18 protein-coding genes are annotated in these 19467 nt (G+C 69.1%); 13 read left to right on the top strand and 5 right to left on the bottom strand.

What is annotated here, in order from left to right; genetic code table 11:
* Positions 1–13 precede the first annotated feature (13 nt).
* Complete coding sequence (locus tag ACWIFB_RS09940; protein ID WP_230929020.1) at positions 14–259, bottom strand: DUF3039 domain-containing protein; 246 nt, start codon at positions 257–259, stop codon at positions 14–16.
* A 72-nt stretch (positions 260–331) separates the two neighbouring features.
* Here ACWIFB_RS09940 and ACWIFB_RS09935 point away from each other — a divergent pair, with 72 nt between their 5' ends.
* From ACWIFB_RS09935 to ACWIFB_RS09920, 4 genes are all read left to right on the top strand, one after another.
* Positions 332–817 carry a DUF3099 domain-containing protein gene (locus tag ACWIFB_RS09935; protein ID WP_454058149.1) on the top strand — a complete coding sequence of 162 codons (486 nt, stop codon included), beginning with the start codon at positions 332–334 and terminating at the stop codon, positions 815–817.
* 19 nt (positions 818–836) lie between these two features.
* Positions 837–2468 carry a DUF7782 domain-containing protein gene (locus ACWIFB_RS09930; protein WP_454058148.1) on the top strand — a complete coding sequence of 544 codons (1632 nt, stop codon included), beginning with the start codon at positions 837–839 and terminating at the stop codon, positions 2466–2468.
* On the top strand, positions 2465–2902 hold the full coding sequence (gene dtd, locus ACWIFB_RS09925) for a D-aminoacyl-tRNA deacylase (RefSeq protein WP_452098784.1): 438 nt from the start codon (positions 2465–2467) through the stop codon (positions 2900–2902). Before ACWIFB_RS09930 ends, dtd begins: the two co-directional genes overlap by 4 nt.
* A 167-nt stretch (positions 2903–3069) precedes the next feature.
* The gene (locus tag ACWIFB_RS09920) at positions 3070–4038 is read left to right on the top strand and encodes a sigma-70 family RNA polymerase sigma factor (protein ID WP_230929024.1); all 969 of its coding nucleotides are present in this window, start codon (positions 3070–3072) and stop codon (positions 4036–4038) included.
* 160 nt (positions 4039–4198) lie between these two features.
* Here ACWIFB_RS09920 and ACWIFB_RS09915 read toward each other — a convergent pair whose 3' ends face one another.
* Together ACWIFB_RS09915 and ACWIFB_RS09910 are read right to left on the bottom strand one after the other, a co-directional pair.
* On the bottom strand, positions 4199–6952 hold the full coding sequence (locus ACWIFB_RS09915; protein ID WP_452098783.1) for a bifunctional acetate--CoA ligase family protein/GNAT family N-acetyltransferase: 2754 nt from the start codon (positions 6950–6952) through the stop codon (positions 4199–4201).
* An 80-nt stretch (positions 6953–7032) separates the two neighbouring features.
* The gene (locus ACWIFB_RS09910; RefSeq protein ID WP_452098782.1) at positions 7033–8265 is read right to left on the bottom strand and encodes an acetoin utilization protein AcuC; all 1233 of its coding nucleotides are present in this window, start codon (positions 8263–8265) and stop codon (positions 7033–7035) included.
* Between the two features lie 239 nt (positions 8266–8504).
* Here ACWIFB_RS09910 and ACWIFB_RS09905 point away from each other — a divergent pair, with 239 nt between their 5' ends.
* Positions 8505–9194: a metal-dependent transcriptional regulator gene (locus ACWIFB_RS09905; RefSeq protein ID WP_230929027.1), complete on the top strand. Its 690-nt coding sequence runs from the start codon at positions 8505–8507 to the stop codon at positions 9192–9194.
* Positions 9191–10171 (top strand): UDP-glucose 4-epimerase GalE, encoded by a 981-nt coding sequence (galE, locus tag ACWIFB_RS09900; protein ID WP_452098781.1) that lies wholly within the window; start codon positions 9191–9193, stop codon positions 10169–10171. Before ACWIFB_RS09905 ends, galE begins: the two co-directional genes overlap by 4 nt.
* 188 nt (positions 10172–10359) lie before the next feature.
* Here galE and ACWIFB_RS09895 read toward each other — a convergent pair whose 3' ends face one another.
* Positions 10360–11457 (bottom strand): DUF4192 domain-containing protein, encoded by a 1098-nt coding sequence (locus tag ACWIFB_RS09895; RefSeq protein WP_452098780.1) that lies wholly within the window; start codon positions 11455–11457, stop codon positions 10360–10362.
* Between the two features lie 270 nt (positions 11458–11727).
* On the opposite strand from ACWIFB_RS09895, the gene ACWIFB_RS09890 reads away from it, so the two are divergent.
* The 7 genes from ACWIFB_RS09890 to ACWIFB_RS09860 all read left to right on the top strand — a co-directional run bounded on the left by ACWIFB_RS09890 (position 11728) and on the right by ACWIFB_RS09860 (position 19020).
* Positions 11728–12675: a proteasome assembly chaperone family protein gene (locus ACWIFB_RS09890; RefSeq protein WP_454058147.1), complete on the top strand. Its 948-nt coding sequence runs from the start codon at positions 11728–11730 to the stop codon at positions 12673–12675.
* A gap of 27 nt (positions 12676–12702) precedes the next feature.
* A complete protein-coding gene (locus ACWIFB_RS09885; protein WP_452098778.1) occupies positions 12703–15249 on the top strand; it encodes a DEAD/DEAH box helicase in 2547 nt (848 codons plus the stop codon).
* 85 nt (positions 15250–15334) lie between these two features.
* Entirely contained in the window at positions 15335–15793 is a 459-nt protein-coding gene (locus ACWIFB_RS09880) for a DUF3817 domain-containing protein (protein ID WP_452098777.1), read from the top strand.
* Positions 15790–16419 carry a TetR/AcrR family transcriptional regulator gene (locus ACWIFB_RS09875; RefSeq protein WP_230929033.1) on the top strand — a complete coding sequence of 210 codons (630 nt, stop codon included), beginning with the start codon at positions 15790–15792 and terminating at the stop codon, positions 16417–16419. Before ACWIFB_RS09880 ends, ACWIFB_RS09875 begins: the two co-directional genes overlap by 4 nt.
* 84 nt (positions 16420–16503) lie before the next feature.
* On the top strand, positions 16504–17319 hold the full coding sequence (locus ACWIFB_RS09870) for an NUDIX hydrolase (protein ID WP_452098776.1): 816 nt from the start codon (positions 16504–16506) through the stop codon (positions 17317–17319).
* A 64-nt stretch (positions 17320–17383) separates the two neighbouring features.
* Complete coding sequence (locus ACWIFB_RS09865; RefSeq protein ID WP_452098775.1) at positions 17384–18406, top strand: T3SS (YopN, CesT) and YbjN peptide-binding chaperone 1; 1023 nt, start codon at positions 17384–17386, stop codon at positions 18404–18406.
* A gap of 53 nt (positions 18407–18459) precedes the next feature.
* Positions 18460–19020: a hypothetical protein gene (locus tag ACWIFB_RS09860; protein WP_452098774.1), complete on the top strand. Its 561-nt coding sequence runs from the start codon at positions 18460–18462 to the stop codon at positions 19018–19020.
* 10 nt (positions 19021–19030) lie between these two features.
* On the opposite strand, the gene ACWIFB_RS09855 is transcribed toward ACWIFB_RS09860, so the two are convergent.
* Positions 19031–19396, bottom strand: a complete 366-nt coding sequence (locus ACWIFB_RS09855) for a YchJ family protein (protein ID WP_452098773.1) — start codon at positions 19394–19396, stop codon at positions 19031–19033.
* Positions 19397–19467 lie beyond the last annotated feature (71 nt).

Below are 19467 nucleotides of genomic sequence, written 5' to 3'. Positions count from 1 at the left end.
GACCGCTCCGGGATCACTCACCAGGCTTCAGGGTCTCGTAGACGCGCTTGCACTCCGGGCATACCGGAGAACCGGGCTTGGCCGAGCGGGTGACCGGGAAGACCTCACCGCACAGGGCGATCACGTAGGTTCCCATGACCGCGCTCTCGGCGATCTTGCTCTTGTCCACGTAGTGGAAGAACTTCGGGGCGTCGTCCTCCGTCTCCTCGGTCGTAGTGACCTCGGGACGCTCGAGTGTCTTGGTCCGGGTGGTGCTCACCCCCTCATGATGCCGCACCCGGCCGTCACCGCGCCAACGCTCCAGCGCGCACCCCGGAGTACCTTGGGGTCCATGGCACCCGACTTCCGACGAAAGCGGTCCGGGGATCGGGATGACACCTCGAGCCCCGTCCTCATCACCGGGGCGCGACAGTCGTACCAGGACGAACTCGCGGCCCGGAAGAAGCGGTATTTCCTGTTGATGAGTGTCCGGATCCCGGCACTGTTGCTCGCTGCGGGTGCGCTCGCGCTCTGGAACAACCCGTGGATCGCGCTGGCGATCGTCGCGGGATCGATCCCGATCCCGTGGATCGCCGTGATCGGCGCCAACGATCGCCCGCCGCTCCCCAAGCAGCAGGCCCGCACCTATAACGCGGGGCGCCTGTCCGCGCCGCGGACGGTGGCCCTGCCGTCCGGGTTGACGGGCAAGACCACCGATGCCCACACCGACCCCCACGGCGACGGCGAGGCCGACACCGATGGCCCCGAGGAAGCCGATGAGGCCGATGAGGCCGACGACACCGGTGACACCGACGAACCCACCAGCGGCGACCACTGACGAAAGCGACCCTGAACCCGTGACCCGTTCCACCGACTCCCTCGCGGTTCTCTCCCCCTTTCTGGCCGCGGCGTTCCGCGAGCACGGGTACACCGTTCCGGGGCTGGAGCGGGCCCTGGGACAGGAGGCCGTCTCGGCGCTCGCCCGCTCGGACGCTGCGGTCGTCCGGCGCCACGCCCGGAACTCCGGCGCGGCCGGCGCGCTGGTGCGTCTGTTCGTGTTGGGTGATGCGCTCCCCCGCGCTGTGGTCACCGAACTGCTCCCGGAGGTCGACCTCGGGGCCGGCATCGGGGCGGGCCTGTGGTCCGTCGGTGACGACGGCGCGGTGCAGGCACTCGTCGACCTCCGTCCCGTCGACACCGGCCACGGGACCCGCTGGGTGTTCTCTGACGTCGACGGGTCGATGGTCCGCACCGGGACCCGGCCGGACCACGTGCTCGGCGTGGGCCAGGCCACGCTGTCCCTCCTGCGGATCACGCCCACCTCCCCCGCCGGTTCCGTTCTTGATCTGGGAACGGGCTGCGGCATCCAGTTGGTGCACGCGCTCGAGTCCGGCGAGGCCGGGACCGGCACGGACATCACCCCGCGGTGCCTCGAGTTGGCGGAGGCGACTCTGGCGATCAACGCGATGGAGGCCGAGCTCGTCCAGGGCCCGTGGTTCGGCCCCGTCGCCGGGCGGACTTTCGACCGGATCGTCGCCAACCCGCCGTTCGTGGTGGGCCCGTCCGAGATGGGTCACTCGTACCGGGAGTCGGGGCTCGCACTCGACGGCGCCAGTCGGACGGTCGTGTCCGGCGCTCCGGAACATCTCGCCGAGGGCGGGACGGCGATCCTGCTGGCGTCCTGGGTCGAGCGGGAGGACGTGGACTGGCGTTCGCATGTGGCCGCGTGGGTGCCGGCCGACGGGGTCGATGCCTGGTTCCTCCGCAGGGACTCGTCCGATCCGGGCCTCTACGCGTGGACATGGTTGACCGACGAGGGGATGGACCCGCGCGACGAGTCCACGTGGAAGGCGGCCGACGCCTGGCTGGACCACTTCCGTGACGAGGGCGTGGCGGGCATCGGGTTCGGTTACGTGTATCTGCGACGCATCGACGGCCCGTCGTCGGTGCTGTGTGAGGACCTGACGCACCCCTTCGACGCGGGCCTGGGCGACGAGGCGGAGGCCTATTTCGCCCGCACCGCGTGGCTGCGCGAGGCCGCGCACCGTCATGGCAGCGAGGACGTCGCGCTGGACCGGACCGTGTTCACCGTCTCCCCCGACGTCCATCTGCACGTGTCGGAGTCCTTGGCGCCCACCGGCCCGGACGGCCTGCCGGCGGGTCCCGCCACCGTCGTGGTCGAGCGGGTCACCGGCGCGCGGTGGCGACACGAGATCGATCAGTTCACCGCCACGGTGCTGCGGGGCGCGCGGACTGGCGCCCTATCGTTGGCGGATCTGGTGATCCTCGCGGGCGCGGCGGCGGGCGCCGATCCGGACGAACTCGCGGCGCCGGTACGTCGGGTGGTCGTCGACCTGTTCCTGCACGGCTTCCTCGTACCCGCCGGGGTCCCCGGTTTGTTGCCGCCGGGGGCCGAGGCCGCGGCTCCCGGGGGATCGTCCCCCGCCGACGCCCCGGAGGGCGCGTCATCGCCGGGGGCCGACGGGTGAGGGCCGTGGTCTCGCGGGTCACCGAGGCGTCGGTCACGGTCGACGACGCCGTGGTGGGCGCCCTCCCCGGCCCGGGGCTGTTGGTGCTGTTGGGGGTATCGAACGACGACGACGAGGCGGACATCGACACGATGGTCCGCAAGATCGCGGAGTTGCGGATCCTGCGTGAGGAGACGAGCGCGGTCGAGGTCGGCGCCCCGGTCCTGGTGGTCAGCCAGTTCACGCTGATGGGTTCGACAGCCAAGGGGCGGCGCCCGTCATGGTCCCGGGCCGCACCCGGTGAGGTGGCCGAGCTGGCTGTGGCGGCCGTGGTGCGCGGTCTTCGTGACCGCGGGCTCGAGGTCTCGACCGGGGTCTTCGGCGCGATGATGCAGGTGCGCTCGGTCAACGACGGCCCGTTCACGCTGCTCATCGAAACCCGGAACTCACGGTGACGGGTATTTCATTCCGCCACATGTCGTGACCGAAATCATCCACCCGGGAACATTCCCGGTACCTCTGCCGTTGTAGGTGTACGTGACCGGAATACGGACACGATCCTGATCCGTCCACCAGCGACCGACCGCCGGCCCACCCCCCGGGCAAGGCAGGAGGAGGAGACATGACGTCAGCCACCACCCGTTCGGACCATCGGACGGAGGCGGATTCGGACGGCCAGAGCCCCAGCGCCGACCTGGTCCGCGTCTACCTCAACGGGATCGGCAAGACCGCCCTGCTCAACGCCGAGGACGAGGTGGAGCTGTCGAAGCGCATCGAGGCCGGTCTGTACGCCAAGCATCTGCTGGCCACCAAGAAGCGCCTGGGCCCCGTCAAGAAGGCCGATCTCGCGACCATCGTCCGGGAGGGCGAGGCCGCCCGCGCCCACCTCCTCGAGGCCAACCTTCGTCTGGTGGTCTCCCTGGCCAAGCGCTACACGGGCCGTGGGATGCCGCTCCTCGATCTCATCCAGGAGGGCAACCTCGGGCTGATCCGCGCGATGGAGAAGTTCGACTACGCCAAGGGGTTCAAGTTCTCGACCTACGCCACGTGGTGGATCCGCCAGGCCATCACCCGCGGTATGGCCGACCAGTCGCGCACCATCCGGCTTCCGGTGCATCTCGTCGAGCAGGTGAACAAGCTGGCGCGGATCAAGCGTGAGCTGCACCAGCAGCTCGGCCGCGAGTCGACCCTGGAGGAGCTCGCCGAGGAGTCGGGCATCCCCGCGCACAAGATCGAGGAGCTCCTCGACCATTCGCGCGACCCGGTCAGCCTGGACATGCCGGTGGGTGCGGACGAAGAGGCGCCGCTGGGCGACTTCATCGAGGACGCCGAGGCGACCAGCGCCGAGAACACGGTCGTGACCAACGTCATGCACTCGGATGTCCGCGCCGTCCTGGCCACGCTCGAGGAGCGTGAGCAGCAGGTCATCACGCTGCGTTTCGGCCTCAATGACGGTCAGCCGCGGACCCTCGACCAGATCGGCAAGCGCTTCGGCCTGTCCCGTGAGCGCGTGCGTCAGATCGAGCGCGAGGTTATGGCCAAGCTCCGCGAGGGCCGCCGCGCTGACAAGCTGCGGTCGTACGCCGTCTGATACCGCGGACCGCGTAGCGGCCACGACGTCGCGACCAAGACGTTGACGCCACGAGGTCGTGGCTCCGGTGCCGGGGCCGCGTAGGACCCCATCGACCCGAAACGGCCCCGGAGGCGGGGCCGTTTCGTCGTCTGCGGGCCGCTTCCGGTGCGGACTGGTTCTAGCGAAGTCGGCGCGGTCCTTCGTCGCCGCTGAACAACGGCGGAGGCCCGAGCTGCACGCTCGCGAAGAGCACGGACAGACCGCTGGGCGTGGCCAGCCCCGGATCCAGCGAGAGCTTGCGCATCTCCGGTACATCCTCGGCCAGGCAGGACACTCGTCCCATGAGGTCGACGAGCGCCCCCCGGTCCGCCGGGGTGTCGCCCGCGTACCCGTCCAGGATCGGGGCCGCCCGGGGCCGGTCGAGCAATGCCGCGGCCTCCGTCGGGGAGATCGGCAGGGTGCTGAAGGCCCGGTCCGCGAGGAGGTCCGAGAGCAGCCCGGACAGCCCGAACGAGATCAGCGACCCGAAGATCGGATGGTCGGCGACCCGGATCGTGACGGCGACTCCCTTGGTGGCCATCTTCTGCACGTGAAGTGAGCGCGACCCGGTGGAGGACTGCAGGTAGTCGAACGCGTGCCGGACGGCGCCGGCGTCGGCCAGATCGAGCCGGACCCCGGACTGATCGCTCCGGGTGCGCCATTTCTCGCTCATCGCCTTCACCGCGACCGGGTACCCGAGTTCGTCGGCGGCCATCACGGCCTGCTCGACGTCGGTGGCGACGCGGTAGTCGACGATGTCGATGCCGTAGCACTCGAGTAGCGCCCGCACCTGGCCCTGCGTGAGCTCGAACGAGTCGGTACCGGCGTTGAGGTGGCACAGCGAGTCGACGAGTTCGCGGGCACGCACGCGGTCGATGTCCTCGAACTCGGCGGGTTCCTCTGCGGGGCGATCCAGCCATTCGGCGTAGCGTCGGGCCCGCACCAGCGCGGACACCGCTCGCTCCGGGTACGGATACGAGGGGATGGATCCGCGCGAGGCGACGCCGGACTCATCGGTCACGGTCAGCCCCTCCGGAAGACCCTCCCCGGCGAGGAACGTACTGACGACGGGCTTCTCGCTCTCCGCAGCGGCGGCACGGATGGCCTCGGCGAACTTGTCCGGTTCCGTGGCCACAGGCGGTACGAAGACCGTCAGAACGGAGTCCACCTCATCACGGTCGAGGGCGTCGGAGATCGCGGTCCGGAACTCCTCCGGGTTCGCTCCGGCCCCGAGATCGACCGAATGGGCGACGGTGAAGCCCTGCAACCGCGCCGAGTCACCACCGAGGCGAGCCACGGCCGACGAGTTCCCGACGATCCCCAGCCGACCACCGGCGGGTAGCGGCTGATACGCGAGGAGCGTCGCGGTGTCGAACATGTCGGTGATCGAGTCGACCTGGATGAGACCTGAGTCGCGGAAGAGTCCGCGGATCGCCGATGCGGTGAGCCCCTCGACGCCGGATTCGAGGTCGTCGGCGGCGCGCCGCACCACCACGACCGGCTTGTTGCGGGCTATCCGCCGCGCGATCCGGGAGAACTTCCGCGGGTTACCGAAGCTCTCGAGGTACAGCAACACCACCTCGGTGGCCGAGTCGGTGTCCCAGTACTGCATCAGGTCGTTACCCGAGACGTCGGCGCGGTTTCCCGCGGAGACGAACGTGGACAGACCGAGCCGACGCCGTGCCGCCGCGGCGAGGATCGTGATCCCCAGAGCACCGGACTGGCAGAAGAACCCCACCCGTCCGGGGCCGGGGACCAGTTCCGCCAGGGTCGCGTTGAGCTGGACGTCGGAGGAGGTGTTGATCACGCCCAGCGCGTTCGGTCCGACCACGCGCATGCCGTGCGCGCGCGCCTCGCTCACGAGACGCCGCTCCGAAACGACTCCCGCACTTCCGACGTCGGAGAACCCCGCCGAGATGACGACGAGGGTCGACACGCCCTTGGACAGGCAGTCGTCGAGGACCTCCGACATCGACGCGGCCGGGACGGCGACCACCGCGAGGTCCACCGGATCCGGGATGTCCCGGACGCTCGCGTAGGCGCGTACCGACTGCACCGAGTTGGCGTCCGAGTTGACCGGGTACACCGGCCCGGAAAACCCGTTGGCGATGAGGTTTCGCAGGACCGTGTGGCCGATCTTGCCGACCTGGTCCGACGCTCCGATCACGGCCACCGACGCGGGGTTGAGAACCCGGGCGACGCTTCGCGACTCGGCCGCAGCCTCGCGGGAGTTCCGGACGTTGGTCAGCGCCTCGGTCGGGTCGATGGCGAATTCCAGGTGCAGGGTCGAGCCGTCGAACGACCGTGAGATCTCGTACCCGGCCCTACGGAAGACCTGGATCATCGAGCGGTTCTCCGACAGGACCTCAGCCTCGAAATGGTCGATACCGCACTCCGCGGCCGCGCCGGCCAGATGTTCGAGGAAGATCGACCCCAGGCCCCGGCCCTGGTGCTGGTCCGAGATGGTGAACGCGACCTCCGCGAACGTCGAGTCGGGTAGCCGCTCGTAGATCGCGATCCCGATGATCTCCGCACCGAGCTCCGCCACGAACGCCATCCGATCGCGGTAGTCCACGTTGGTCATCCGCCGGAGTTCCCGATCCGAGAGAACATCCCGCGATCCGAAATACCGCAGGTAGCGGGTCCGTTCTGACAAGCTCGTGTGGAATCGCGAGATCTTCTCGGCGTCCTCGGGGAGGATCGGCCGGACCCGGACCGCTCGGCCGTCGGAGCCGAGGACGTCGGCCGCCCACTCGTGTGGATACCCGTCCGGGTAGACGTCCACCGAGGTGTCGGTCGAGGCGTGCTCCGGGGGTTCCACCGCCGGGGGCCCACCGGTCGTGGAGGTCTGGTTCATCGGATCGCCGGTCGGAGTGTCTCCGGGGTGCGCCATGTGTGGTCCTCCAGGGGCGGAGTTCATCGGTCGGTCAATGGTCGTCGTGCGGGTTGACCACGGGGCGGTCACCCATGGGGTCAGTCCCTCGGATCGTCGGGGTCGAGCCCGTGCAGTGGGAACACCGAGCGCCTGGTATCGAGGATGGACTGGTCCAGTCGAGCCAGCGACCGGTCGATCTCGACACCCCGGTCGGCCCCGGCCGGCTCCCACGGGGTGTACTCCGGGATCTCCCCGTCGCTCATGGACTGCGGCACCCGGTCCGGCACGGTGAGTCGGCCGGCCATCGTCCGCCACGATTCCGGCACTACGGTGTCCGGGTCCACCGGCACACCGAGCACGGCCCCGATCAGGTGGGTCCACGACCTCGGGACCACCCGGACCAGCTCGTACCCGCCGCCCCCGATCGCGATGAGCCGACCCTCGCAGATCTCGTCCGCCAACGCGACCATGTCCAGATAGGACCGACGATGCCCGTCGACGCTGAGCGACAGGTCCGCGAGCGGGTCCTCGCGGTGCGAGTCGCATCCGGCCTGCAGGACGATGATCTGCGGCTCGAATGCCCGCAACAGCCCGGGCACCACGGCATGGAAACCGCGTAGCCACAGCGGATCGGTGACAGCGGGCAGATAGGCGAGGTTGACGGACATGCCCTCGGCCCGGCCCACGCCGGTCTCGGACGCCCAGCCCGTCGAGGGCCACAGCGTGGCGGGGTGCTGGTGCAACGAGACCGTGAGAACCCGCGGATCCTCGTAGAAGGCGGTCTGGACCCCGTCGCCGTGGTGGACGTCGATATCGACATAGGCGACGCGGTCGTAGCCGTTGTCGAGCAACCAGCTGATCGCCACCGCGGCGTCGTTGTACACGCAGAAGCCGGCGGCGGCAGCCGGCATCGCATGGTGCATCCCACCCGCGACCGACACCGCCCGCGTGGCGACACCGTCCGCGATCGCGCGCGCCGCGGCGAGTGTTCCACCGGCCACAGCCGCGCTGGCCTCGTGCATCCCCGGGAACGTCGGGTTGTCGGCGGTTCCCAGCCCGTGACTCATTCCCACGTGCTCACCGGGCGGCAGATCGCCGGCGGCTATGACCGAGTCGATATATCGCGAGGTATGGACGCGGAGAAGCTCCTCGTCCGTCGCCGATCCGGGATCGATCAGCTCCACTCCCTGGAGAACACCGAGCTCGGTGGCCAGCGACATCGTCAGATCAAGTCGCCTCGGACTCATCGGGTGGTCCGCCGAGTGGCGGTATTCCAACAACGACGGACTCCACACCACCCCCGCCGCGACTCCGTCCCGGATGCCCGTCATGGTCACCGTCCTCCCGTTTCCGCCGGGTGGTTCCCGGCCTCGCCTCCCCGGCTTGAACCGAGGTCTGCGTCACCCGCGAATCTACGCAACGTACTGCGGTGCGGCCCGGGTTTGAGAGCGCTCCACCCCGGTCGGTGCCGCGACGGTAGGCTCGGTGCCGACGAGATCCACGGGCGCGGGTCGCCCGCGGATCAGTAGGACAATCTCTCTACCGGCTTTTCGACTCGGAGGACTGCAGCGTGAAGGACCTGGTGGACACCACCGAGATGTACCTCCGCACCATTTACGAGCTGGAGGAGGAAGGGGTCATCCCGCTGCGTGCGCGGATCGCCGAGCGCCTCGAGCAGAGTGGCCCGACCGTGAGCCAGACGGTCGCGCGCATGGAGCGGGACGGGCTTGTGCTGGTGGCCCCGGATCGCCATCTCCAGCTCACTCCCCACGGCCGGGAGCTCGCGGTGGACGTGATGCGTAAGCACCGCCTCGCCGAAAGGCTCCTGGTCGATGTGATCGGACTGGAACTGGAGAAGGTCCACTCCGAGGCGTGTCGATGGGAACACGTCATGAGTGACGACGTCGAGCGTCGCCTCATCGAGGTGCTCGACGATCCCCGTACCTCCCCGTACGGCAACCCCATCCCCGGTCTCGAGCGGATCGGGTACAGCTCCGCGACGGGTGAGGAGCTGACGTACATCCGACTCTCGGAACTCGAACCCGACGTGCCCCACCAGGTGCGCATCCAGGCGATCGGCGAGAACGTCCAGATCGACACCGAGCTCATCTCCGAGTTCCGGGCCACCGGCGTTGAGCCCCTCAAGACCGTCACCGCCACCCGTCGCGGGCACCTCGTGGAGCTCAACTCCGGGTCCGGTCACACAGTGGAGATCGACGGGGATCATGCCCACGCGATCCAGGTCGAGCTCCTCCCGTGAAGCTCCTCGTCACCGGCGGCGCCGGATACGTCGGCGGGGTCTGCGCCACCGTCCTCGTCGAGCGCGGTCACGAGGTGGTGATCCTCGACGACCTGTCGACCGGCAATCGTGAGGGTGTCCCCGAGGGCGCGACCTTCATCGAAGGCGATGTCGCCGAGAGCGTCGGGGACGTCCTCGACCCGTCCTTCGACGGGGTCCTGCATTTCGCGGCTCGCTCCCTCGTGGGCGAGTCGGTGGAGAAGCCCGGCGAGTACTGGCAGGGCAATGTCGTCACCTCATTGACGCTGCTCGATGCGATGCGCACCGCCGGCGTCGGGAACCTCGTCTTCTCCTCCACCGCGGCGACCTACGGCGAGCCCGAGCAGGTACCGATCACCGAGGACATGCCGACGAGGCCCACCAACACCTATGGGGCGACCAAGCTCGCGATCGATCACGCGATCAGCTCGTACGCCGCGGCCCACGGGCTGGCGGCGACCAGCCTGCGATACTTCAACGTGGCCGGCGCCTACGGGGCCGCGGGCGAGAACCGCGTCGTGGAGACCCACCTCATCCCGCTGGTTCTGCAGGTCGCGCTCGGACACCGCGAGGACATCAAGGTGTTCGGTGACGACTGGCCCACCCCGGACGGCACCTGCATCCGCGACTACATCCATGTCGCAGATCTCGCCGATGCGCACGTCCTCGCCCTCGAGTCCAACTCCCCGGGTGTCCACCGGATCCTCAACCTCGGAAGTGGCGAGGGGTTCTCGGTGCGTGAGGTCATCGACGTCTGTCGCGAGGTCACGGGCCGCCCGATCCCGGACGTCATCGCGCCTCGACGGGCCGGAGATCCCGCGGTGTTGGTCGCGTCCAGCGCCAGGGCGATCACCGAGCTCGGCTGGACGCCCGGCCGTACCGATCTACGCACGGTCGTCGAGGATGCATGGAAGTTCACCGAGGCGCTCGGAGATCGCGCTCACTCGGCTGCTCGTTGACGACACCGCCGCTGACGGCGAGCGACACGAGCACGCACGCACAGCCCGCCGAGCACCCGGAAGATCAGTGCCGGGCGGGCTGTGCGCGAACCAGTCGACGCGGAGCCCCTGCGGCAGGCCCCGCCTGTCAGCACCTCGTCACGGCCCCTCCCCTCTCACCGCTGCCCTGATCCGGCGCCGCGAGCTCCTCATGCAGCCGCCACCTGCCTGAGGCGTTCCGGTGCGATCCCTTCGATCAGACCGTTCAGGATGAGCCGCGCCAGCGAATTCGCGCCATCGGCCGTCACCGCTGCGGAGAGTGCGGCGTTCGCATGGACGCCACTTCCCGCGAAGTAGGCCGCGGCACCGAGGAGGAGCAGAGCCACCGAACGCTCCTTCGGGGGTCGTCGACGAGCCAGGGCCCACCAGAGCAGGCGGCGGCCGTCGTCGTCGGTCAGTGGGCGCTGGGCCAGGTTCCGATAGACCTCGTCACGGACGTCGATCGACAGCAGGCCGCGTCCGATCACGGCAAGCTCGTTGTCGTCGACCCGCTCCCCGGTTCCCAGGCGCGCGGCGGCGGAGTCGTGCCGCGCCACCAGCGCGGACGTCCCCGCCGTCGCCGCTGCATCGGTGCCGCCTCCATCCGTGTCCCTCGCGTCCGGGTCGCGGGTCAGGTACAGGCGCTCGATGTCGCTCCTCGATGCCGCGACCGACCGTCCCTGGAACGCGTACACCGCAGCCAGATGCGTGGCGTCGGGATCGAGTTGGATTCCCCGGACCATCCCGAACAGATCCACCCACGGGGCACCCGCCGCGAACTCCTCCACCCCGAAGGCGTTGACGACCTCCGTGCCCGCCAACCCCAGCCAGTAGTCGAACGCGGCCGCAGCGTCCATCGCCCGCTGAGCGGCGAGATGCCCGTCGATGCAGTCCTCCCGCACCACGATCAGGTGCACGGACCGGACCCCTTCCCGCGCGCAGAACTGAGCCAGGCTCTGGGCCGGGCCCGGATCGATCCTGCCGACCAGCCCCGGCTCCCCGTCCGGAGCATCGAGACCGGGTTCATCGAACAACTCGCCCTCCGTGGGGGCGATCGTGTCCTCGTCCTGGAGCCCGGGCACATCCACCCGCATGACCGGCGCGTTGCCGCCGTCGGACATCCTCCCGCCCACCAGCACGACTGACCCCGGGGGTGGAGGAAAACCGAGCATCGCCGGGACGGAGGCGATCATCTCCTCCGGCGAACTGATCACCACCCGCTCCCGCTCGTCCCGACCGTCGTCTCCGGTTCGGCCTCGTGTCGTCATCGCCGTCCACCCGTCTCTCCTCGCGCGGCCCCGTCCCGGATCTGGGAGCGCGGTCCGCGGGTGTCCTCCACCGCCCCAACCCTCATGCATCCGGGTCGCGCCGCCCGCTCCTGCGGACGTCTGTGACGCGCGCCTGTGGAGGAAGCGGTGCGCGCGGGGAATCATCCGCCGCGGCCTGACGTTGGCAAAGGGGTGAGTACCCGTCCCGAATGGACGACCGCGCGAGCTTCGTCGCCCCGTTGACGAGGTGCGGTGATGAGAGGAGTCGACATGGCCAGGCACAGCGATCTGTACCGACTGATCCAACCCCTTCCCGATCTGCGGTCCGCGGACGGCCGGGGGCCGGTGCTCGTGCACGGACTCGAGGGGTTCTCCGATGCGGGGCAGGCGATCGAGGGCGCCACCGAGCACCTCCGTGACTCCCTGGACTCGCAGTTGATCGTCGAGTTCGACGCGGATCAGCTCGTCGACTATCGATCACGGCGCCCGCATCTGAAGTACTCCTTCGACCACTTCGCGAGCTACGACGAGCCCACGATTCAGATCCATGCCGTCAAGGACGCGGACGGAGGCTCCTTCCTGCTGCTGTCCGGTCTCGAGCCGGACCTGCGGTGGGACGGCTTCACCGAGTCCGTCATCGATCTGGCGGGGGCGTTCGGCGTCCGCATGTCCATCGGGCTCGGTTCGATCCCCCTCGGCGTGCCCCACACCCGGCCCACCAACGCCAGCGCCCACGCCAGCGACGTGGACCTGATCCGTGGCTTCACCGCCTGGCCCGGTGAGTTCTCGGTGCCTGGAAACGTCAGCTCCCTCCTGGAACTCCGGATGTCCGAGCACGGCATCCCGTCGGCGGGATTCACCGTTCACGTGCCCCAGTACCTCTCGCAGACCGCCTACCCGGCGGCCGTGCTCAACCTGGTCGGGAGCATCGCCAAGGTCGGCGGACTCGATCTGCCCACCGAGGAACTGGAGAAGTCAGCGGAGGAGTTCACGTCCCAGGTGAACGCGCAGATCGCCCACAACGCGGAGATCCTCACGGCCATCGAGCACATGGAGAAGCAGTACGACGAGTTCATGGAGGCACGGATGGGCTCGGACTCGCTCAATCCCGGAGGCAAGCCGCTGCCCTCCGGCGACGAGATCGGTGCGGAGTTCGAGCGCTTCCTCGCCCAGCAGTCAGGCGGCGACTCCGACGGCGGACCGCAGCCGGGCGAGTGACGAGGCCGGGCGACTAGGCTCGGACGGGTGCATCTGCCCGATCTGCTCGCTGACCTCGACGACGTTCCCGCCGGCCTCCACGACGAGGCGGTGTACGACGCGTTCGTGGCGTGGGCCGCGGACCGGGGCCTGCAGTTGTACCCGGCACAGGAGGAAGCGGTCCTCGAGGTCGCCGCCGGCAGCCACGTCATCCTGGCCACCCCCACGGGGTCCGGTAAGTCGCTGGTGGCGCTGGGTGCGCATTTCGCCGCGATGGCCCGCGGCGTGCGGAGCTACTACACCGCGCCGATCAAGGCCCTGGTGAGCGAGAAGTTCTTCGCGCTGTGCGAGGTGTTCGGCGCCGAGAACGTGGGAATGATCACCGGGGACGCCTCGGTCAACCCCGATGCGCCGATCGTCTGCGCGACCGCCGAGATCGTCGCCAACATCGCGCTTCGCGAGGGGGCCGATGCCGAGATCGGCCAAGTGGTGATGGACGAGTTCCACTACTACTCGGAGCCCGACCGTGGATGGGCCTGGCAGGTGCCGCTCATCGAGCTCCCCGACACGCAGTTCCTGCTGATGTCCGCCACGCTCGGAGACGTCGGCTGGTTGCAGGCCGACCTCGAGGAACGCACCGGTCGGCCCTGCACCCACATCGGCGGCACGCAGCGTCCGGTCCCGCTGAGCTTCGACTACGCCCTCAGCGGCGTTCACGAGTCGGTGGAGATCCTGCTGCGCGAGGGCAAGGCACCCGTCTACATCGTGCACTTCACCCAGGCTGCCGCGCTCGAGCAGGCCCAGGCGCTCACGTCCCTCTCGGTGGCCGACCGTGATCGCAAACGAGCCATCGCGGACGAGATCGGCGGGTTCCGTTTCACCACGTCGTTCGGCCGGACCCTCCGCAAGCTCCTGCTCCACGGGATCGGTGTCCACCACGCGGGGATGCTCCCCAAGTATCGCCGCCTCGTCGAAAAGCTCGCGCAGGATGGCCTGCTCAACGTCATCTGCGGCACCGACACCCTCGGGGTGGGGATCAACGTCCCCATCAGGTCGGTGCTGTTCACGGGGTTGACCAAATTCGACGGCCGCCGTCAGCGAGTCCTCAAGGCCCGGGAGTTCCACCAGATCGCCGGGCGCGCAGGGCGCGCCGGATTCGACACCGAGGGGTTCGTGGTGGTGCTGGCCCCGGAGCACGAGATCGAGAACGCCAAGGCGGCGGCGAAGGCCCTGGCCAACCCCAAGAAGAAGGCCAGGACCGCAAAGAAGAAGCCGCCGGAGGGTTTCGTCAACTGGTCACAATCGACCTTCGACAAGCTCGTCGGCGCCCAGCCGGAGCAGCTCACCAGCCGGTTCGAGGTCAGCAACTCGATGCTGCTCAACGTCATCTCGCGGCCGGGCAGCTGCTACGGCCACATGCGGCACCTCCTGCTCTCGTCCCACGAGACCCGGGCCCGCACACGCCACCACGTACTGCGCTCGATCGAGCTGTTCCGTGGCTTGGAGACCGCGGGCATCGTGGAGCGGCTGGCAGAGCCCGACGACGACGGACGGCACGTTCGACTCACTGTGGACCTCCAGCGCGATTTCGCCCTCAACCAGCCGCTGGCGCCGTTCGCGTTGGCCGCGATGGAGGTCCTGGACCCCGACTCCCCAACCCCGGAGCTCGACATCGTCTCGGTTATCGAAGCCGTCCTCGACGACCCACGGCCCGTTCTCTATGCGCAGCAGCGCGAAGCCCGCGGCGAGGCGATCGCCTCGCTCAAGGCCGACGGTGTCGAGTACTCCGAGCGGATGGAGCTCGTCGAGGACATCACGTGGCCCAGACCGCTCGACGACCTCCTGTCCGACGCGTACGACGCCTATCGGGCCGGGCATCCCTGGGTTACGGGGATCGAGCCGTCACCCAAGTCCGTCATCAGGGTGATGGTCGAGCGGGGCATGACCTTCTCCGACCTGATCTCGGCATACGGTCTCAGCCGCTCGGAGGGGGCGGTCCTGCGCTATCTCACCGACGCTTACCGGACCCTCCGCCAGACGGTCCCCGCCGACCTGAGGTCCGAGGAGTTCGACGACCTCGTGGAGTGGTTGGGCGAGCTGGTCCGTCAGGTCGACTCGAGCCTGCTCGACGAATGGGAGCTGCTCACCGATCCCGACGTGTCCTCTGAACAGGTCGCGGAGCTGGCCTTCGGTCAATCGGCCGGCGCGTCCAGGCCTGTCACCGCGAATCGGCGCGCCTTCCGGGTGATGGTGCGAAACGCCATGTTCCGCCGGGTGGAGTTGCTCGCCCGGGACGACATCGAACGGCTCGTCGAACTCGACGACGCCGTCCCCGAGCATCCCGACTGGGATTCCGAGATCGACCCGTACTGGGACGAGTACGACGAGATCGGGACAGGACCCGGCGCCAGAGGCCCTGCGCTGTTCTCCGTCACCGAGTCCGGCCCGGGGGTCGATGCCGGCACGTGGCGCGTCCGCCAGGTTCTCGACGATCCGCAGGGGGACCACGGCTGGGCGATCGAGGCCGTGGTGGATCTGGCAGCCAGTGACGAGGCCGGCGAAGCCAGATTCGCCTCGATCGCGCTGCGCGGGTGAACGCTTCCGGAGCCTGCTCCGAATGGCTGGTCAGAGAGTCCGTACGATATCGAGCGGACCCTGACACGATCATTGGAGGACACCTGTGACCCCCCGCACCCTGTACCTGAGGCTCGCGCTCGCCGAGATGGTGACGTGGACCCTGCTGATCCTCGGCATGATCGGCAAGTACGCCTTCGGGTTGGAGTGGGCCACGACTGTCGGCGGCAGCATCCACGGGTTCGTGTTCCTCTGCTACGCGGTGACGACCGTCGCCGTCTGGATCGACAAACGTTGGTCCTTCGGCACGGGAGTCCTCGGGTTGGCCTCCGCGATCATCCCCTACGCCACCTACCCGTTCGAGAGGTCCGTCCAGCGACGTGGGCTGCTCGCCGGCCCCTGGCGGCTGGGGAAGGACGGGGAGTCCCCCCGGTCGCTGCCGGAGCGGCTCCTCGCGACCGCTCTTCGCTCCCCGATCCTCGCTCTCATCGTGACGGTGATCGTCGTGGCGATCGTCTTCACGCTTCTCCTGGTCGCGGGCAAGCCGACCGAGTGGTTCAGTTGAGCTCCACGCGCGAACCGGGGCGACGCGAACTGAACAAGGCGGACAAGCAGCGGCGCATCCACCAGGCGGCTCGTCAGCTGTTCTCCTCGCGCGGCTACTCGTCCGTGACCACCCAGGAGGTGGCGGAACTCGCCGAGGTCGGCACGGGGACCCTGTTCCGCTACGCCCGATCCAAGGGCGAACTGCTGTGCATGATCGCCAACGAGGACTTCCGGCTCATGGTCGAATCCGTCCCTGACACCGGCGACCCGGTCGAGGATCTCGTCGAACTGTGTGAACCACTGGTCCGGGCACTCGAGAGGCAACCCGAGAACGTCGCCGCCTACCACCGGGAGACGCTCTTCGGCGAGCCCGGTCCGCACCGTGACGAGGCCCAGCAGATCCTCGTGGAGCTCCGCGGCAGCATCGCCGAAGTGCTGGCGCGGCACTGCGGTGGAACGGCGACCGCCGCGCGGCTGACCGGTCCGGCCCAGACCGTCTTCGACGTCATGTACATGACGATCGTGCGCTCCGGAGTCGATCGATCGCCTGATCTCGACCACCGCGGGGAACTCCGCAAACATGTGCGGCGGGTGCTCCACGGGACCCTGGCCGCCGCATCCGCGGTCGGCGCCGAATCGCGCTGAAAACCTCCCCCGGGAGCGTGCGCGGAAGGCTCGGAACCGCACCCCGTTGCCGGCCTCGTCACGGCGACGGGTCAGACTGGCCTCATGAGCGAGGCAGAGCACAACACCGAGCGTCCCGTGAAGGACGCCTCCACTGTGATGGTGATCCGTGACTCCGACGCGGGCCCCGAGGTGTTCGTGGCCCGCCGGGTGAGGGGAATGGCGTTCGCCGGCGGGATGACGGTATTTCCCGGCGGCGGAGTGGATGCCGCTGACGACGATCCGGACCTGGCCTGGACCGGCCCCGAGCCGCACTGGTGGGCTGACCGCCTCGGATGTGAGGAAGCCCGGGCCCGTCGGCTCGTCTGTGCCGCCGCGCGGGAGACCTTCGAGGAGTGCGGCGTACTGCTGGCCGATCATCTCGACGGCTCCCCGGTCTCGGACGCCGGGCGCTATCACGCGGCGCGCGCCGAACTCGAGGGCCATCGCATGACCTTCAGCAACTTCCTCGCCACCGAAGAACTCTCGTTGGCAGCCGGCCGCCTCCGCCCGTTCGACCATTGGATCACCCCCGCCGTGGAGAAGCGTCGCTACGACACCCGGTTCTTCGTCGCGGCACTGCCCGTCGGCCAGGAGCCCGACGATCAGACGACCGAGGTCGACCTGACGATGTGGGCGCGTCCGGCCGATCTGCTGGGCGACTTCCGCTCCGGGCGGTCCATGCTCCTGCCTCCCACCTGGGTACAGCTTCACACCCTGTCGCAGTTCGACGACGTGGCGTCGGCCCTCGCCTCGGAGCGGTCGATCGCCCCGATCGAGCCGGCGATCCTCGAGCATCAGGGCGGTATCCGGGTGGGGTTCGACGGTTCCGACGAGTACTGGGCGGACTATCAGAGAGGCCACGCCGGGGCCGAAGCCTGAACGCCCGCGTCGGACACTCGCGAACCGCTGACGGACAGCGTGACTCGGTGGTTGACTGCGAGGCATGCCGGATTTCGAGTTCGACGTGGATGCGTCGATCGCGGCCGGGTGGGAGCGCTTCGCCGTCCGCCTGGCCGGGTTTCTGCGTGACCTCGTCCCCGGCGCGATCGTCGACCTGACTGTGCCCGTACTGGGCTCGCATGTCGGGCAACCGCCGTTCATCCGATTCACCGCATCGGACGCTGCCGACACCCCCGGGGCGGCCGCCGGCCCGGGTTCGGTCGAGGCGGAGGTGTCCGGTGGAGGTACCGAGGACGACCCGGTCCCGCTGCGTACCGCCCAACTCGACCAGCTCGCGGGCCTGGGCTGGGAGATCCCGAACGAGCTGTCGTCGACCGCCGGCCCCCGGTTACGACTGCCCGCGTACGAGGCCAGTCATCTCTCGCACCTGGTGGCCGGGACCATGGAGCGTGTGTTCGGGATCCCCCACCCCGTGTTCCTGCATGACGTGGTGGATTCCGATGCGGCCGCTCAGGGCAGCCGCCCCGGCGCCGGCCCGCACAACCATCACGAGACGGCTCTGGCGGCCACCGCCGGCCCGGCAGCTCCGGTGGCCGACGACGTCGATTTCCGGCCGATCACGATCACCGACCCGGACCAGGCGACCCGGGCGTTGGGCGCGGCGTTGTCCGAGGTGTACCACGGCCGCGTCGAGGCGGACGAGCATGACGTGTTCACCGTTCCCGCCGGCTGTGTGGTCCTGTTCGTCCGGGCACACAGATCGATGCCCCTCATCGTGTTCCGCAGCCCGCTGGTCTCGACGGTGGAGGACGCCGCCGCCGCCGAGACGGAAGTGGCGATCCTCAATCGTGACTCGCAGTGGTGCCGGTACGTCTTCGACGGCAAGACCATCGTGGCCGAGTCGGAATTCGTCGACAGGGTCTTCGTCCCGGTCAATTTCAAGATCCAACTCGCCGAGATCGTGGCGGAACTGGATGATGTCTACTCGGATCTCGCTCGTCGCGTCGCCGGCAAACAATGGCGCGACCTGCACTCTGCTGACGACTCCGGGCCCGGCGAACAGTAATATGTGACTCTGCCGGGACCGGCCCGGTGTACGGCCCGTCCCAGGAGCGTCCCATGCGCCGCGTCGTCCTCGCCGCCATACTCGCGGCCACGGCAGCCGTTTCCGGCGCCTGCTCGTCGTCCCCGTTCGGTTCCGACGAGCATCGCCCCACCCACGCCCCGGCCGGTTCGGCTGCGGGTCCGGTGCCGACATCCCGGCAGTTCGACCGCCCGTTCCCGGTCGCCGGTGAATCCTGGGACGCGACCGTCACCCTCTCGAACCTCCGGATAGTCCCCGCCAGCGCCTACGCGGACACGGTGCTCGCAGTCGACGTGCGCGCGGTCCAGTCCGCCGGACAACCCGAGATCGGACCAACGACCATCACGGCCTACTCCCCCTCCGGTGCTCAGTTCGAACGGATCGAGGACCCGGCCGGGCTGATACCGGACCCGCTCGTCCCCACCGTCATGACCTCACCGGGTCAGGAGATCCGGGGCATGGTGGCGTGGAAGATGCCCGCCACGGACCGCATCGGTCGTCTCGAGGTGACCACGCCGCGGACGCTGGCCTCGGTCACCGTCACACTCCAGCCCGCCGATCCCGCCGTCCAGACGACCAACTCGTCCGCATCCTGAGCCGCCCGGATCACGCGCCGTCCAGATACACCCAGCGTCCGCCGCGGCGCCGGAACTCGGATCGCTCCCGCATGATGCCGGGACCGTCCACGTCGGTGAAGCGCGCCTCGAATTCGACGACGCCGCCGTCGTCGTCATCCACTCCCGCGACCACCTCCAGGACGGTGAGCCCGGTCCACTTCGTCCCGCCGACCTCCACGGTTTCGGGCCTGGTCCGTGGGTGCCACGTGCGCCAGAGATGGTCCGGTCGCTCCAGCGCGAACGCCGTATAGCGGGACCGCATCAGCTGCTCGGCGGTCCTCGCCGGGACCCCGTCATCGACGAGGGGTCCGCAGCAGTGCCGGTAGTCCGCGCCTCCGCACGGGCATGGGGTCATGGTGTTCTCCGTTCGTTCAGCGCCCGGCCAGGCTACCCGGGGTCCCGCCCCCGTTCGGGCGCGCGGCGCCG

It is taken from the genome of Dietzia sp. NPDC055340 (assembly GCF_053645335.1).
The sequence above is the reverse complement of the archived record's forward strand: the minus strand, read 5'-3'. Positions and strand labels throughout refer to the sequence as shown.